Origin of the sequence: Rickettsia argasii T170-B, from assembly GCF_000965185.1 — a bacterium.
Classification (GTDB): domain Bacteria; phylum Pseudomonadota; class Alphaproteobacteria; order Rickettsiales; family Rickettsiaceae; genus Rickettsia; species Rickettsia rickettsii.
In genome coordinates, this window is record NZ_LAOQ01000002.1 from 215,001 (window position 1) to 229,634 (window position 14,634).

The window sequence follows — 14,634 nt, forward strand, 5'->3', positions numbered from 1 at the left end:
CAAGGATAATTTTTTAAAGGTTTACCTAAAGCTCAAGGCTTAGGGATATGAAATGACAAGTTAGGTGCTAATATTGGTAACCATTTGTGTTCTTTTGAAACTGCACCTATATATTTTGCTGCACTTGGTCATCTAATTAACATTTCATCACCTAAATGAAAGGTTCTATTATCATGACCACTAAATTCAACCGGTTTGATAGGTAAATGAAACCATTTAGGGGATTGTTCTGCAATAAGCTCTTTTGCTAAAAACTCTGTGATGTCTACATTCATAACTTTGCTTGTTGTTTATGATTTGTGTTCATATTAGGTGATAAATAATTGGTTCTAAATTTTCTTTCAGAACTTCATCCTCTAGTAAAATCCTACATTTCCAAACGCTTAGCCTTTAAATCCAATGCTTTTAAATCAAATTTTATATCGATTATTGCTCCCTCTGCTTCTCTGTTTGCTATATCTAGAATGCCGCAATGTTCTTCGACTATTCTTTTAACTATAGCAAGCCCTACTCCCATACCTTTACTGCTGGTCGTAACATAGCTTTCAGTAGCTTTGCCTATTAGCTCAGGCGGGAATCCTTTACCGTTATCCGTTACAATAACGCTAATAAAATCGTCTTTAACATCTATAGTAACTTCTATTTTCCCGGATTCTCGTCCTTCTATTGACTCTTCTGCGTTTTTCAATAAATTGATCATAACTTGATTTATTTGGGTAGCATCACACATAAAATCAAATTGTTCTACGTTAGACTCAAATTTATACAAAATATTATCATTAAGTAATTTACGTGCTTCAACAATATGTTTAACTAAATAAACTAATTCACTCTTCGTAAATTTAGGAGCAGGAAGACGTGCAAAAAGAACAAATTCGGATACTATATTTTTAATATCGTTAGTATGGCGAATAATCATTTTTAAATAATTTTCAAATTCTACCCTTTCCTTAATTTCAGGGCTAAATTTCTTCAGCAATCTTTCAGAAGCAAGTAAAATAGGAGTTAACGGATTCTTGATTTCATGGGCTACTTTTTTTGCAACATCCGACCAAGCCATAGCCCTCTGTGCTATAACTAAATCACGCTGCTGGCGAGAAAGCTGCTTAATCATTCTATTAAATGCCACATAAAGTGTGCCTATTTCGTCTTTATCTACTTCATTTTCAGGCACTTGTACCGTTAAATCGCCGTCTTTAACGTTATCGGTTGCAGTAACTAATTTTTTAATAGGTTTTACTATTTTAGCAGTAAATATAACCCCGAAACTTATAGCTACAAAAAGCAGTAATAAGGCAATAAAGATAAACATTATAGAGAACTTAATCTGTATATTATCTATTTCATTTTTAAGGCTATTATACTCGGCAGCTGCTCCGTTAGTTGCATCTACATGGTCGATAATTTTATTATCTACTAATCTACCGACTAATAAATACACATCGTTATACTCTTTTAATTTAATCAGCATCCTTATTGTGGTTGGATCGGATTTTACTTCCACCGGTTCACCTAAATCCGCTTTTTTAATTAAATGTGCAGGGATAGTTGCAAATGATAATGAAAAACTTAAATAACTATTAGCTACTATAGTATTAGTAGATTTGTTTAAAACTATAGCCTCATCAAGCGAACGCATCTCTGCTTCAGTATTAAGTGTTTTAGTAAATAAAGCAGGATTGTGAATTAAATCGTAATACATATCGCTTAAATCTTCAGCAACGGCTAAAGCCGTTTCTTTTAGCTGTAATTTATGCTCGGCAATATAAGATTCTGCAACTATCACAGATTGATCAAGAACCGTAGAAATCTTCTTATCAAACCAAGCTTGAACACTAAGATTAAAAAAATAAACAGAAAATACCGAAACAATTATAGTTGGAATAGCTGCAACTAAACTAAAGGCAATTACAATACGATTTTGTAATTTAGAACTATCGTTATTATTATTTTTAGTAAAAAATTTTTGAGTTAGTAAAACACCTAAAATTAAAAAAATTGCTAAATCAACTAATAAAAATCCAATAATCGTACTAAAATTCTTTGATTCTAAAGATATCACATAAAAAGTAGCACAAGCAAAAATAATAGCTGCTGTTGCTAAAGTACAAATTAGTACTCTACTAGAAAAATAAGAACGTAAATTTTGTTTAAGATAACTAAGCATAGATACTGTTTATATGACTATAACAGTTCTTTATAACATAAAAAAAAAGCTAATTGAAAATATTTCAAGTTTTAAGTACCTTATTGTCATTTCTGCAAAAGCGGGGTGTTGTTGCATTGATTGTTTTTATGTCATTCCCGCGGAAGCGGGAATCCAGTCAAACATATAAAAACTTGTTTTTTTATTATATTTATTTCATCAAATACGTAAAATTTTGTATGGCTATTTTTTGGATTCCTGCTTTCGCAGGAATGACATCTTGAACGTTCGGACAACACATGGTCAAGCAACTAGATGACAATAAAAAAAGCTAGAAATATTATATATTTCTAGCTTTATATTTAGTATGAAAATTGTTTGAAATTTTATTCATCAAACATTTTTTTACGAGCAAATTTTCTTTGTCTTCTTGCTGCTTCTTGTGCTTTACGAACACGCTTCGCTGAAGGTGTTTCATAATAACGCTGTTCTTTCATCTTACGAAAATAAAGCTCTCTTTGTAGCTTTTTCTTAAAATTCTTAAGCGTATTATCACAATTACCGGCGTGAACATTTACTAATATCACTAAAATTACTCTCCTTAAAAGATATTGTGGTTTATTGAACTATACCCTATAATTCAGTTATATGTCAAGGTTAAAAATATGAGCATTCAAGAAGAACACCATATCAAAAAAATAAGCTTCGTGCAATCTTTATTAGAATTATTACCGTTTAATGAATGGAATAATAAACTACTCAAAGAAGCAGAAGAAAAATGCGGTTTCGCAAAAGGCTATAGCTTAATAGTTTTTCCAGAAGGTTTATCCGAAATAGTAGGATTCTTGGAAGAGTATTTAGATAATATTATGCTAGAAAGCTTAAAGATAATAGCAGAACCATCAAAAATAAGAGAAAAAATATCTTTAGCCGTAAAGATTAGGGTCAAAACCGTACTTCCTATTATTCATAGTAAGAATGCCGCTTATTTTGCATTAAATCCAATACAAGGAACTGAAGTTGCATTCCGTAGTTGTGATGCTATTTGGCGTTATGCCGGTGATAAATCTTTTGATTTTAACTATTATACAAAAAGAAGCTTATTGCTCTCGGTTTATGTTTCATCTATTCTTTTTTATATCCAAGACGAATCGGAAAATTATATTGAAACCGATAAATTGATTGAGACTGCCGTAGCAAATATAGTAAAAACTTTCTCACAGATGAAAAAATTACTCGCTCCTTCAAAGATCCCCATAGTTAGAATGTTTACGTAGATATGCTTAATGGGTAATATTAACTCCATATCAAATATAAAAATGCTATTGAAACTTATAAATAAAGTTAATAATGAATTACATTTAATCACTTGTCATAAGGCTGTAAAAGAAGCTCAAGCATTGTTTAAACAACATGGTTCTAAATCAGAATCATTTGTTGATGAATTTTTAAAGCAGAAATATCAAGAAGCGAATAAAGAAAATTCTAAATTTTAACTTGTAACCCAATAATGTCTTCTCATAACAATAATTTTTGATTCTTCTTCCTTGATGGCTTTACTTGCGGAAGAAAAAGGACAGGAAAAATTATCCGATATATACAGCAGACAAAGCTTGGGCTAGCTTACAATTAAGTTGCAATATTGTTTTGATTCGCTAATTCACATAATATGAAAACTCAATTTAAAAAAGAATGTTCTAATAAAGAATATGATAGAACATTAGTTAATAATCAAGTGATCCCTATAAGTTATTTCGGTGAAAATTCAAAAACACTAAAGATACTTTTCTCTGAACTTGCTAAAGCGTATAAAAATAATTTAGATCTTCAAGAGAAGATAAATGATGACAAATATTATTCTTATAAAACAGAAAAGAAATATGTAGGTTTAAAATAAATCGCCTATACCGAAGAACAACAATATTTAGAAAAAGAGCTTATAGAAGAAACTAAACAAATCGAGCCGAAGCCAATATATACTTATCCACCTAGGAAAAAATTAAAAACTTATGATGATATTTCTTTAGCAAAACAATTTATATATCCAAATTTATATATCCAACTATTAAATTATAACGTATGAATGCAAATTAAGGGCTATGAGCCAATTTATAAAAAAGCACGGATAGAGAAAGAGACGATAAAGAGCCGTACTGTTACTAAATATAAGAATGTACCTGAGTATAAAGAGATTCAAGTGAAAAAATTTAACGAAGTGAAATATAATGAAGATATTAATAGTATACAGATAACAATAAAGAATTTAATATTTAAAATCTGCGATTTTGCTAGCTCTTAAAACTATTAATTTAGAACAAAAACAAAAGCTCCTACTAAATTTAAGTAATAAAGTAGAAAGTGATTCTAAAGCACAGTGCCTTAGCGATTTAACAAAATATACTAGACTTGAAGTAATGTTTAAATATTTAAACGAAGAGTAGAAGTATTTAGGATACGAAGCACAAATATTATCGGCTTATGAAGCTGAAACGATAGGTAGTAACTAATAGTGAAATGAATTGAGTTAGACAAAATTTCTATATCATCTTTTAATCTGTAATACACCTTATTACTTTCTTAAATACCTTAAAAATTCTTGTATTATGACCTCTCTTGTATATAATTAAGATATTTTTAAAAATAATTTCTAAAATAATGACAAATACTAAATATTATCCTGAAGTTAGCTCGAATGCTGATTTTGCAGGCTTAGAGCGAGAGATACTAAAATTTTGGCAAGACAATAATATATTCCAAAAATCTATTGATGATAGAAACGGAGAATCAGAATTTATTTTTTATGACGGCCCGCCTTTTGCAAACGGTTTGCCGCATTACGGTCATTTGCTTACCGGCTTTATTAAAGACGTATATGCTAGATACCAAACCGTAAAAGGTAAGAAAGTCGAGCGTCGCTTTGGCTGGGACTGTCACGGTCTTCCTGCTGAAATGCAATCAGAGAAAGAACTTGGCATTTCAGGACATCTTGCAATAGCTAATTTTGGTATAGAGAAGTTTAATGCACATTGCAGAGCTTCGGTAATGAAATATGCTAATGATTGGGCAGAATATGTAACTCGTCAAGCAAGATGGGTGGATTTTAAAAATTCTTATAAAACGATGGATAAGAATTTTATGGAATCCGTACTTTGGGCATTTAAGGAGTTATATAATAAGGGGTTATTGTATGAATCTATGCGGGTAATGCCTTATTCTTGGGCATGCGAAACACCGCTTTCTAATTTTGAAACAAGACTTGATAATTCTTATCGTGAGCGAGCCGATAAAGCTGTAACGGTGAGTTTTGTACTATGTCATCCCGTGGCTACGACCACAGGATCTTTTAAAGAATACCGTATACTCGCTTGGACGACGACACCTTGGACATTGCCGTCAAATTTAGCCTTAGCAGTCGGTAGTGATATAGATTATGCATTAGTCCCTAAAAATGATATTTGTTATATAATAGCTGCCTCTTCCGTCTCTAAATATGCTAAAGAATTAGGACTTAGCGGTGAAGAAAATTTTGAGATAATTAAAGGCTCAGAACTTCAAGGATTGAACTATAAATCTTTATTCGACTATTTCGAAAATCATCCAAACAGCTTCAAGATATTTGCAGGCGATTTCGTAGTTGAGGGTGACGGCACGGGAGTCGTACATATGGCTCCAGGCTTTGGTGAAGATGACCAAATACTTTGTGAATCGAAAGGTATTGAGCTTGTTTGTCCTGTTGATAATAGCGGTAAATTCACTAAAGAAATTCCTGATTTAGAGGGCTTACAAGTATTTGATGCAAATGACAAAATAATAATCAAACTGAAAGAGCAAGGGAATTGGCTAAAAACCGAGCAGTATATTCATAATTATCCTCATTGCTGGCGAACAGATACGCCTCTTATATATAAGGCTGTTCCGTCATGGTACGTAAAGGTTACGCAGTTTAAAGATAGAATTGTAGAGTTAAATCAGCAAATTAACTGGATACCTTTCCATGTTAAAGATAATTTATTTGGTAAGTGGCTTGAAAATGCTCGTGATTGGTCGATAAGCCGTAATAGATTCTGGGGAACGCCGCTGCCTGTATGGAAGTCCGATGATCCAAAATATCCACGCATAGACGTTTACGGCTCTATAGAGGAATTAGAGAAAGATTTTGGTGTTAAAGTTACTGATTTACATCGTCCGTTTATCGATGAACTGACAAGACCAAATCCCGACGATCCAACCGGTAAATCAACAATGCGTAGAATAGAAGACGTGTTTGATTGCTGGTTTGAAAGCGGTTCAATGCCATATGGGCAAGCCCATTACCCTTTTGAAAATAAAGAGTGGTTTGAGGATCATTTTCCGGCTGATTTTATAGTTGAGTATTCAGCTCAAACACGCGGATGGTTTTATACCTTAATGGTGCTATCTACCGCTTTATTTGATCGCCCACCGTTTTTAAACTGTATATGCCACGGCGTAATTTTAGACGCTACAGGTCAAAAACTTTCAAAGCGTCTTAATAACTACACCGATCCGCTGGAGCTATTTGATAAATACGGCTCTGACGCTTTAAGAGTTACAATGTTATCTTCAAACGTTGTTAAAGGTCAGGAGCTATTAATTGATAAAGACGGCAAAATGGTATTTGATACGCTTCGTCTATTTATCAAACCTATATGGAATGCTTACCATTTCTTTACGATGTATGCTAATGCTGATTCGCTTAAAGGCAAGCTTAATTTTAGCTCTAAAAACGTACTTGATGTTTATATATTATCTAAGCTTAAAATAGCCGTACAAAAAATTGAAGAGAGCTTAGATAATTTCGATACGCAAACAGCTTATCATGCAGTTTCAGAATTTTTTGAAGTGTTGAATAACTGGTATATAAGACGAAGCCGAACTAGATTTTGGAAAAGCGAAAAAGATACAGATAAGCAAAATGCTTATAACACTCTATATTCATGTTTAGACACCATGGCTATTGCGATGTCGGCACTAGTGCCTATAATTTCGGAAGCGATATATAAGGGATTACGTCATTGTGAGGAGCGTAACGACATGGTACTCTCAGGAAAATCAAACATCATTGCGAGGAAAGGCACAAATCTTGACGAAGCAATTTCAGGAGTATCTCATAAGATTGCCACGGCACTTTCAGTGCCTCGCAATGACGCGATTAGCGTACATCTCTGCAACTACCCTACTCTCTCAGACTTTGAAATAAATCACGAGCTGGTTGCTACTATGGATAACGTGCTTGATATTTGCAGTAATAGCCTATTTATCCGAAGCACTGAAAATATCAGGGTAAGGCAGCCACTTGCTAGCATAGCTATTATCAGTAAACATAATAACAACCTCAAAGACTTTGAAGATTTAATTAAAGATGAAATTAATGTTAAGGCGGTAATTTATCGTGACGATCTAAAGAATTACGCAAGCAAAAAACTATCGATTAATTTCCCAATGCTTGGTAAACGTTTGCCGCATAAAATGAAAGAGATTATAGCCGCTTCTAAAAAAGGTGAGTGGGAAGCTATCGCGGGCGGTTTAGCTATATGCGGTGAAACCTTAAATAGTGACGAATATAAGCTAGTTTTAGAGCCGTATTCACATATCAAAGGAGCAGCAAGTTTTGAGAATAATAGTAGCTTGTTAATACTTGATTTAGAGCTAACACCTGAGTTAAGAGCAGAAGGATACGCAAGAGACATTGTACGCTTTATACAACAGGCTCGAAAAGATGCCGATTTCTCTATCACTGACAGGATTTTAATTGAGATAATAAGCGAGTTTGATTTATCTAAGATAATTGATAATTATGGAGACTTTATTAAAGAACAAACTTTAGGCGAGTTTGCTAAAAATTTCACGCCTGATTATGTAAGTAAAGTAGAATTAGAGAACCATCAAATACAACTTAAAGTTAAGAAATCGTAAATTATTTTACTATCAATTAAGATATTGATAATTTACTTAGATTAATCTATAGTACGCACGCTATAAATTAATTTAAGGTAAATTTATCATGCACAACTCCTCCACAGCTCCAGGGGGTTCTCAAATTAAAAGAACTACTAAGCCGGAAACTACTAAAACAGAAAATGTAATAACTCTAGGGTATTTAAAACAATATTTTGATGCGTTTCATCCTAAAGACGGGACAGAATTAAATATTATAGCTAGCTTAGATGATAATTTAAATAAAATAAATCTCATGGAAGACCTTACATTGCAAAGAAATACAAAGCATTAGAATTTGCACTTAAAAACAATAATGCACAAGCTGAATATTTACTTAATCATCTTACGTTTGAACCTAATCCCAGCCTAATACAAGCAATACACAATAAAAGTTTAATTTTAGTAAAGTATTTTGTAGAAGAATAAAGAAGCGAATGTAAATTTTAGTCATTATGGTTCTAATACAATAAATGTTACTGCCGGTTTGAAGAACCTTACAAATATTAAAAGATCACATGTAATGTCTATATATACATTACATGTGATCTTTTAATAAAAGGAGCCACTTATTTAAATACAACCTTAGAAGAAGCAGCACAAGGTGGTCAAAATGTAAACGATCTTCACAAGCAAATCTTTTTTAAAGCAATAAACGAAAATAAGCTTGCAGTAATTAAAAAATTTGTTGAAATATACGGTTTTGATGTTAATACTGAATATCGTTTTAACACACCATTAAGTACCGCAAATTTAAAAAATAGAAAAGAAATTGCAAAGTATCTTTTATCTAAAAATGCTAATTTAGATGTAGCTCTAGAAGTAGCAATAATATACGGTAATTTAAATGCGGTAAAAACATTATTAGATGCAGGGGCAACGATTAACGGCAATACAGATGTATCACCTTTAATGCTTGCATCAGAGTATGGGCAGGTCACAATAGTAAAATATTTACTTAAACACGGTGCTAACTATAATGTTAAAGGATGGGAAAAAGATAACTTACATAGCGATGTATCGTGTCAACTAACCCAAATCACTGAGATTTCTACATTGTGTGAAAACGCTAATAATCCTAACCACCAATATATATTAGATATATTAGAGAGGATATTAAAAACAAGTATATCATCACATTATGACGGATATAAGAATTTATCATCAGAACAAATAAAGCAAAAATTTTCTAAATTCAAAAAATAACTATCTAAAGATTTACAAAATTTCGCAGAAATTAAAACACTGTTAGAAGATTATTCTAGCGGGAAGAAAATTCCAATAAATACAAATACTGTAGTAGAAGACGAGGGCTATGTTTCTGATTTTAAGGTTGAAACTGAAAAAACCTAACACAGGCTCTAGGTTAGAACACACTCCTTCTAAATCAGGTATATTTCGCACTTTTGCCCTTGAGGGACTTGATGAAGAAACGTCTTTAGGCTGTGATATAAAAATATTTGATTCTGAGCTTTAATAATGTCATTCCTACAATAAGATTACTTCATTGCCTGCTCTTATGTCATTCCCGCATAAACGTTGTTGCATGGGCCAGTTTCCTAATTGTTACCCTGTGGCTTGTCCACGGAGTCTAGTTAAAAATACTAATAATATTAGTATTTTTAACTATATTGCTTAATCAAAACTTACAATTTTTCCTCACAATGATGACAAAACCTCTTGCACATTTATTAGATATATATATTACCACGAAACATGAGAATCATATTTCATGATAATATATACTTTTTTATAAAAAATCTAATTAAAATACGGAGGAACCATGGCTCATCCAAATCTTACGGAAGGAAATAATGATTTTAGGAATGAGAAATTATAAAGAAGCTATAGACATATGTATAGTAAAATACACACAAGCTCTAATTATTATCAAGAAGCACAATATTATTTAGGAGAATGTTACCTTAATCAAGAAGAATTTATAGAAGCTGTAGAGGCATATAATAAGGTAAACAAAGATCATTATCTATTTGAAAAAGCTAACTCAAATATTTCAGTTATTGAGAAAAATTTTGACTTAATTAATTCTAAATAAATGAATATAGTAAACTGATCTCCATTTTGTACTTCGTTGTTCGTTGTCTTGCCTATTAATATATAGGCTCTACCCTTACGCTTTTCATAAAATGGAGCTGAGTTTACTATAGTAGCGAATTATAAGCGAAAGACAATATATTAGGTTCTGTGAAGGAAACTTAAATTAATCTATTTTTGCTCTTCTTTGCTGCAAATTATAAGATTGTTTTGAAATAGGAACAACTATTACTGCAAACATCTTATTAATTTTCGCTAAAAAATATCTGAAAATATAAATAATTGAATTTTCCTTTACAGAACCTAATATATCAAGCAAATTCTAATAATACCTGCCCTCTTACAACATTATCCTTTTCATTAACAAAAATTTTAGCTATTTTTCCGTCTCTTTCGGCAAGAATCAGGTTTTCCATTTTCATAGCAGTTAAAATCATAATTTCTTGTCCTGCCGTCACTTCCTGCCCTTCTTTCACCTTTATCGCAGCAATCTGACCGCTTAGAGGAGCTTGTAGTTCGGAGCTTTCTTCCACCACTACTTTTGAGACCATCAACGCTTCAAGTTCTGATATACGAGGAGAGCGTACAAAGGCCTTTACGCTAATACCGGCATGCGATAATAAATAACCGGTTCTGATATTCTCAATTTTCACATTTGTCTTTTTACCATTAATTATAGCCGTAAAAAGTTCATTACCTAAATTCCAGTTACTACGAATATATATTCTATCGCTTTCGTGACGTATATTATAGCCGTTTTCAACAGGTGTAATTAATACGGGAAATAGTTTATCATCGATAGTTACTACCCACCTTGTACCTATTTTGTTAGCCTGATTGTTAATATTGCCGGAAATTAAAGAAGCACGTCTTTGCTCCGATATATAAATAAAAATAGCCGTTGCTAAAAATACGGTAGTTACTTCTGAAGTTAGACTAGCTCCAGAAAAACCGTCAGGATATTCTTCTTGAATAAAGGCAGTAGAAATATCGCCGCTAACAAAGCGTGGATGTAGCATTACCGCTTCTAAGAAACTGATATTATGAGCAATACCGTTAATTATATAAGAACTCAAAGCAGAATGCATTAGCTCAATTGCCTGCTCTCTTGTTTCACCGTAAGTACATAATTTTGCAATCATTGAGTCATAAAACATACTTACTTCGCCGCCAAGCCCAATCCCTGTATCTATACGGATATTAGGACTCTTTGCAGGTTCGGAATAAGCTGTAATTCTACCGCTAGAAGGTAAGAAACCTCGGCTTGGGTTTTCGGCACAAATTCGTGATTCAAATGCCCAACCTTTTAATTTTACATCATCTTGCGTAAATGATAATTTCTCACCGGCTGCGATTTGTATCATCTCTTCAACGATATCTATACCGGTAATTAGCTCAGTAACAGGATGCTCGACTTGCAACCTAGTATTCATCTCTAAAAAATAGAAATTTTTATTGCTATCTACTATAAACTCAACGGTACCGGCCGAATAATATCCCACTTTTTGAGATAAGGATATTACCTGCCGATACATTTCTTGCCTTATATCTTCAGTAATAAAAGAACTTGGTGCTTCTTCGATTACTTTTTGATGGTGACGCTGTATTGAACATTCCCGCTCTCCGAGACATACACTATTGCCGTATTGATCGGCAATGAGCTGAATTTCGATATGACGGGGAGTTTGAATTAACTTCTCAATAAATAATCTATCATCACTAAAACTATTGGCTGCTTCAAGCTTTGCCGACTCAAAAGCATTGGCCATTTCAGCGGGATTATTCACTACTCTCATACCACGCCCACCGCCGCCGGCAGCCGCTTTTACTATTACTGGAAAACCAATCTCTTGAGCAATATCTATAGCTTGTTTAACATCGTTTATAGTTCCCATATAACCTGGCACGGTGCTAACTCCGGCTTCTATCGCTATCTTTTTTGCTTCGATTTTATCGCCCATTTTTTTAATAGTTCCGGCACTCGGTCCTATTAAAACAACACCTTCTCTTTTAAGAATATTGGCAAAATTTGGATTTTCTGATAAAAAACCGTAACCTGGATGTACTGCGCTGGCGCCACTTTCACGAATCGCCGAAATAATATTTTTAATAGATAAATAACTTTCCGTTGCAGGGGAATCACCTATATAATAAGCCTCATCTGCATGCTGCACATACATTGAGTTTGTATCTGCTTCAGAATATACTGCAACCGACTTTATCCCCATCTTTTTTAAGGTACGTATTATCCTAACGGCGATTTCGCTACGATTAGCAATTAAAATTTTATCAAATAATGGTTTATTCATAGTTTTGTGTATCCTAATGTCACCCCGTGGCTTGACCACGGGGTCTTGTGTCACAGATTGTATTCTGAGATCCCGTGGTCAAGCCACGGGATGACAGCTAAAGCGGCAAATTATCATGCTTCTTCCAAGGCAGTTCTACTTTTTTAGTACGCAGGAAATTTAACGCCTTACATATTCGCCATCTGGTATTTTGCGGTCTTATAATATCATCCAAATATCCCCTAGATGCCGCAACAAAAGGCGAAGTTACTACTTTCCTATATTCATCTATTTTTTGTTTTTTAGCTTCAGGGTTTTTACATTCTTCCTTAAATATTATCTCAGCTGCTCCCTCTGCCCCCATAACAGCGATTTCCGAATTAAACCAAGCATAGTTTATATCGCCTCTAAGATGCTTGGAGTTCATAACTATATAAGCACCTCCATAAGCCTTACGGGTAATTACAGTAATCTTCGGCACTGTAGCTTCCGCATAAGCGTATAACAGCTTAGCCCCGTGTTTAATAATACCGTCATGCTCTTGGGATGTACCAGGCAGAAATCCAGGCACATCAACAAGGCTTACTATAGGAATATTGAAAGCATCACAAAATCTAACAAATCTTGCTGCTTTTCTTGAGGCGTTTATATCTAAACATCCTGCTAAATGCAAAGGCTGATTAGCCACAAATCCTACCGGATAACCTTCCATATAACCAAAGCCAATAATGATATTCTTAGCAAAATCAGGTTGTAGTTCAAAAAATTCTCCCTCATCAACGATACGCTCAACAAGCTCTTTCATATCATAAGGTTTATTAGGAGTGTTAGGTATTAACGTGCTAAGAGACATATCAACTCTATCGGCAGGATCAACAGTCGAACGAACAGGAAGAGGACTACGATTGGATGACGGAAGAAAATTAAAGAATTTACGAATTTCAAGCAATGCTTCTATATCATTGTTAAATGCAAGATCGGCAACACCACTTTTAGTGGTATGCATCCTAGCACCGCCGAGCTTTTCTTGGCTTACTTCTTCACCCGTAACGGTTTTTACTACATCGGGACCGGTTACGAACATATAAGAACTATTCTTAACCATAAATATAAAATCGGTTAAGGCAGGAGAATATACTGCACCACCGGCACAAGGACCCATAATTAGGGTAATTTGAGGGATGACACCCGACGCTAAAACATTACGCTGAAATAATTCACCGTATCCGGCTAGAGCATCAACCCCTTCTTGAATTCTTGCTCCCCCTGAGTCGTTAATACCGATTACGGGAGCACCAGTTTCTATAGCTTGATTGATAATATCACAGATTTTCTTAGCATGATATTCGCCGAGAGAGCCGCCGAGTACGGTAAAATCTTGGCTATAAATAAATACCAACCTACCGTTTATCGTACCGTGTCCCGTTACAACGCCGTCACCTAAAAACTTTTTATCCTGCATCCCAAAATTATCGCATCTATGGGATACAAACATACCTGTTTCGGTAAAGCTATCCGGATCTAATAATACTTCTATGCGTTCTCGTGCAGTTAACTTACCTTTTTGATGTTGTGCGTTGATCCTAGCTTCACCGCCCCCTTGCCTTGCAATATTTCTTCTCTCATCCAGTAACTCAGGAGAGATTATATTACTTTGATTCATAGATTACTTATAGTTTTATTTTCCAAAATATCCATAATATAATATAATAATGCTAATGTGAAAAGATAATTATTTATGTCATCTACCAAAGCTATCAAAGAAGCACCGAAAAAAGCCAAATCACCGGCTAAATTTGATAATTTATCAACTGCCTTAAAAAAGAATTTACAAAGAAGAAAGAAAGTTAAAACGAAAGATACTACAAACCAAGCTTTATCTGCATTACAAACAATAGTAAAAAATTATACTGATTCTACGGACGAAAACATTTCTCTTGTAGATGTATTAATAAAATCAAGACGCTTAGAAACAAAAAGTAAATAAGCACCACATTTGACATATTAATATAAATTGCTAATATTTGGGGAGTTTAGGTTTTGTTGCATAGCTTGCTTATGTCATTCCCGCATAGGCGGGAATCCAGGGTAAAACGAGATAAATCAAGTTTTTAGTTTTAAAAACTTACTGTATTTATATAATTACTGGATTCCTGTTTTCACGGGAATGACATAAGAGTCACCCAATAA

The 14,634-nt window shown here is 33.6% G+C and carries 15 protein-coding genes and 1 pseudogene; 11 read left to right on the forward strand and 5 right to left on the reverse strand.

Going from position 1 to position 14,634, the window contains the following annotated elements:
* Window positions 1-128: 128 nt before the first annotated feature.
* From RAT170B_RS10415 to rpsU, 3 genes are all read right to left on the reverse strand, one after another.
* Window positions 129-275, reverse strand: a complete 147-nt coding sequence (locus RAT170B_RS10415; protein ID WP_014014583.1) for a hypothetical protein — start codon at window positions 273-275, stop codon at window positions 129-131.
* Window positions 276-367: 92 nt separating this feature from the next.
* A complete protein-coding gene (locus RAT170B_RS03595; protein ID WP_045805622.1) occupies window positions 368-2,167 on the reverse strand; it encodes a sensor histidine kinase NtrY-like in 1,800 nt (599 codons plus the stop codon).
* A gap of 365 nt (window positions 2,168-2,532) precedes the next feature.
* Complete coding sequence (rpsU, locus tag RAT170B_RS03600) at window positions 2,533-2,733, reverse strand: 30S ribosomal protein S21 (RefSeq protein ID WP_012148483.1); 201 nt, start codon at window positions 2,731-2,733, stop codon at window positions 2,533-2,535.
* 78 nt (window positions 2,734-2,811) lie between these two features.
* Here rpsU and RAT170B_RS03605 point away from each other — a divergent pair, with 78 nt between their 5' ends.
* The 10 genes and pseudogenes from RAT170B_RS03605 to RAT170B_RS03645 all read left to right on the forward strand — a co-directional run bounded on the left by RAT170B_RS03605 (window position 2,812) and on the right by RAT170B_RS03645 (window position 10,157).
* Window positions 2,812-3,423: a COQ9 family protein gene (locus RAT170B_RS03605; RefSeq protein WP_014014585.1), complete on the forward strand. Its 612-nt coding sequence runs from the start codon at window positions 2,812-2,814 to the stop codon at window positions 3,421-3,423.
* Between the two features lie 9 nt (window positions 3,424-3,432).
* The gene (locus tag RAT170B_RS03610) at window positions 3,433-3,642 is read left to right on the forward strand and encodes a hypothetical protein (protein ID WP_014014586.1); all 210 of its coding nucleotides are present in this window, start codon (window positions 3,433-3,435) and stop codon (window positions 3,640-3,642) included.
* 173 nt (window positions 3,643-3,815) lie between these two features.
* A complete protein-coding gene (locus tag RAT170B_RS03615) occupies window positions 3,816-4,043 on the forward strand; it encodes a hypothetical protein (RefSeq protein ID WP_045805623.1) in 228 nt (75 codons plus the stop codon).
* 186 nt (window positions 4,044-4,229) lie between these two features.
* Window positions 4,230-4,445, forward strand: a complete 216-nt coding sequence (locus RAT170B_RS03620; RefSeq protein WP_045805624.1) for a hypothetical protein — start codon at window positions 4,230-4,232, stop codon at window positions 4,443-4,445.
* On the forward strand, window positions 4,432-4,587 hold the full coding sequence (locus RAT170B_RS10420; protein ID WP_186786278.1) for a hypothetical protein: 156 nt from the start codon (window positions 4,432-4,434) through the stop codon (window positions 4,585-4,587). The genes RAT170B_RS03620 and RAT170B_RS10420 overlap by 14 nt, the downstream gene beginning before the upstream one ends.
* Window positions 4,588-4,801: 214 nt before the next feature.
* Window positions 4,802-8,080 carry an isoleucine--tRNA ligase gene (gene ileS / locus RAT170B_RS03625; RefSeq protein WP_045805625.1) on the forward strand — a complete coding sequence of 1,093 codons (3,279 nt, stop codon included), beginning with the start codon at window positions 4,802-4,804 and terminating at the stop codon, window positions 8,078-8,080.
* A gap of 88 nt (window positions 8,081-8,168) precedes the next feature.
* Window positions 8,169-8,396, forward strand: coding sequence for a hypothetical protein (locus RAT170B_RS03630; RefSeq protein ID WP_045805626.1), 228 nt, complete (start codon window positions 8,169-8,171; stop codon window positions 8,394-8,396).
* Between the two features lie 398 nt (window positions 8,397-8,794).
* A pseudogene (locus tag RAT170B_RS08600) lies at window positions 8,795-9,208 on the forward strand (ankyrin repeat domain-containing protein); the annotation flags it as partial.
* 208 nt (window positions 9,209-9,416) lie between these two features.
* Window positions 9,417-9,578 carry a hypothetical protein gene (locus RAT170B_RS10425; protein WP_186786279.1) on the forward strand — a complete coding sequence of 54 codons (162 nt, stop codon included), beginning with the start codon at window positions 9,417-9,419 and terminating at the stop codon, window positions 9,576-9,578.
* A 378-nt stretch (window positions 9,579-9,956) separates the two neighbouring features.
* Window positions 9,957-10,157 carry a tetratricopeptide repeat protein gene (locus tag RAT170B_RS03645; RefSeq protein ID WP_146620334.1) on the forward strand — a complete coding sequence of 67 codons (201 nt, stop codon included), beginning with the start codon at window positions 9,957-9,959 and terminating at the stop codon, window positions 10,155-10,157.
* Between the two features lie 310 nt (window positions 10,158-10,467).
* Here RAT170B_RS03645 and RAT170B_RS03650 read toward each other — a convergent pair whose 3' ends face one another.
* Window positions 10,468-12,465, reverse strand: coding sequence for an acetyl/propionyl/methylcrotonyl-CoA carboxylase subunit alpha (locus RAT170B_RS03650; RefSeq protein WP_045805627.1), 1,998 nt, complete (start codon window positions 12,463-12,465; stop codon window positions 10,468-10,470).
* Window positions 12,466-12,562: 97 nt separating this feature from the next.
* Entirely contained in the window at window positions 12,563-14,107 is a 1,545-nt protein-coding gene (locus RAT170B_RS03655) for an acyl-CoA carboxylase subunit beta (RefSeq protein WP_045805628.1), read from the reverse strand.
* 75 nt (window positions 14,108-14,182) lie between these two features.
* Here RAT170B_RS03655 and RAT170B_RS03660 point away from each other — a divergent pair, with 75 nt between their 5' ends.
* A complete protein-coding gene (locus tag RAT170B_RS03660; RefSeq protein WP_045805629.1) occupies window positions 14,183-14,431 on the forward strand; it encodes a hypothetical protein in 249 nt (82 codons plus the stop codon).
* The last annotated feature ends 203 nt before the right edge of the window (window positions 14,432-14,634 follow it).

Coding starts and splice junctions, on each gene's coding strand:
- RAT170B_RS03655 (WP_045805628.1), bottom strand. CDS start 14,107: ATGAATCAAAGTAATATAATCTCTCCTGAGTTACTGGATGAGAGAAGA.
- RAT170B_RS03610 (WP_014014586.1), top strand. CDS start 3,433: ATGGGTAATATTAACTCCATATCAAATATAAAAATGCTATTGAAACTT.
- ileS (WP_045805625.1), top strand. CDS start 4,802: ATGACAAATACTAAATATTATCCTGAAGTTAGCTCGAATGCTGATTTT.
- RAT170B_RS03650 (WP_045805627.1), bottom strand. CDS start 12,465: ATGAATAAACCATTATTTGATAAAATTTTAATTGCTAATCGTAGCGAA.
- RAT170B_RS10415 (WP_014014583.1), bottom strand. CDS start 275: ATGAATGTAGACATCACAGAGTTTTTAGCAAAAGAGCTTATTGCAGAA.
- RAT170B_RS03630 (WP_045805626.1), top strand. CDS start 8,169: ATGCACAACTCCTCCACAGCTCCAGGGGGTTCTCAAATTAAAAGAACT.
- RAT170B_RS03615 (WP_045805623.1), top strand. CDS start 3,816: ATGAAAACTCAATTTAAAAAAGAATGTTCTAATAAAGAATATGATAGA.
- RAT170B_RS03605 (WP_014014585.1), top strand. CDS start 2,812: ATGAGCATTCAAGAAGAACACCATATCAAAAAAATAAGCTTCGTGCAA.
- RAT170B_RS10425 (WP_186786279.1), top strand. CDS start 9,417: ATGTTTCTGATTTTAAGGTTGAAACTGAAAAAACCTAACACAGGCTCT.
- RAT170B_RS03645 (WP_146620334.1), top strand. CDS start 9,957: ATGTATAGTAAAATACACACAAGCTCTAATTATTATCAAGAAGCACAA.
- RAT170B_RS03595 (WP_045805622.1), bottom strand. CDS start 2,167: ATGCTTAGTTATCTTAAACAAAATTTACGTTCTTATTTTTCTAGTAGA.
- RAT170B_RS03660 (WP_045805629.1), top strand. CDS start 14,183: ATGTCATCTACCAAAGCTATCAAAGAAGCACCGAAAAAAGCCAAATCA.
- RAT170B_RS03620 (WP_045805624.1), top strand. CDS start 4,230: ATGCAAATTAAGGGCTATGAGCCAATTTATAAAAAAGCACGGATAGAG.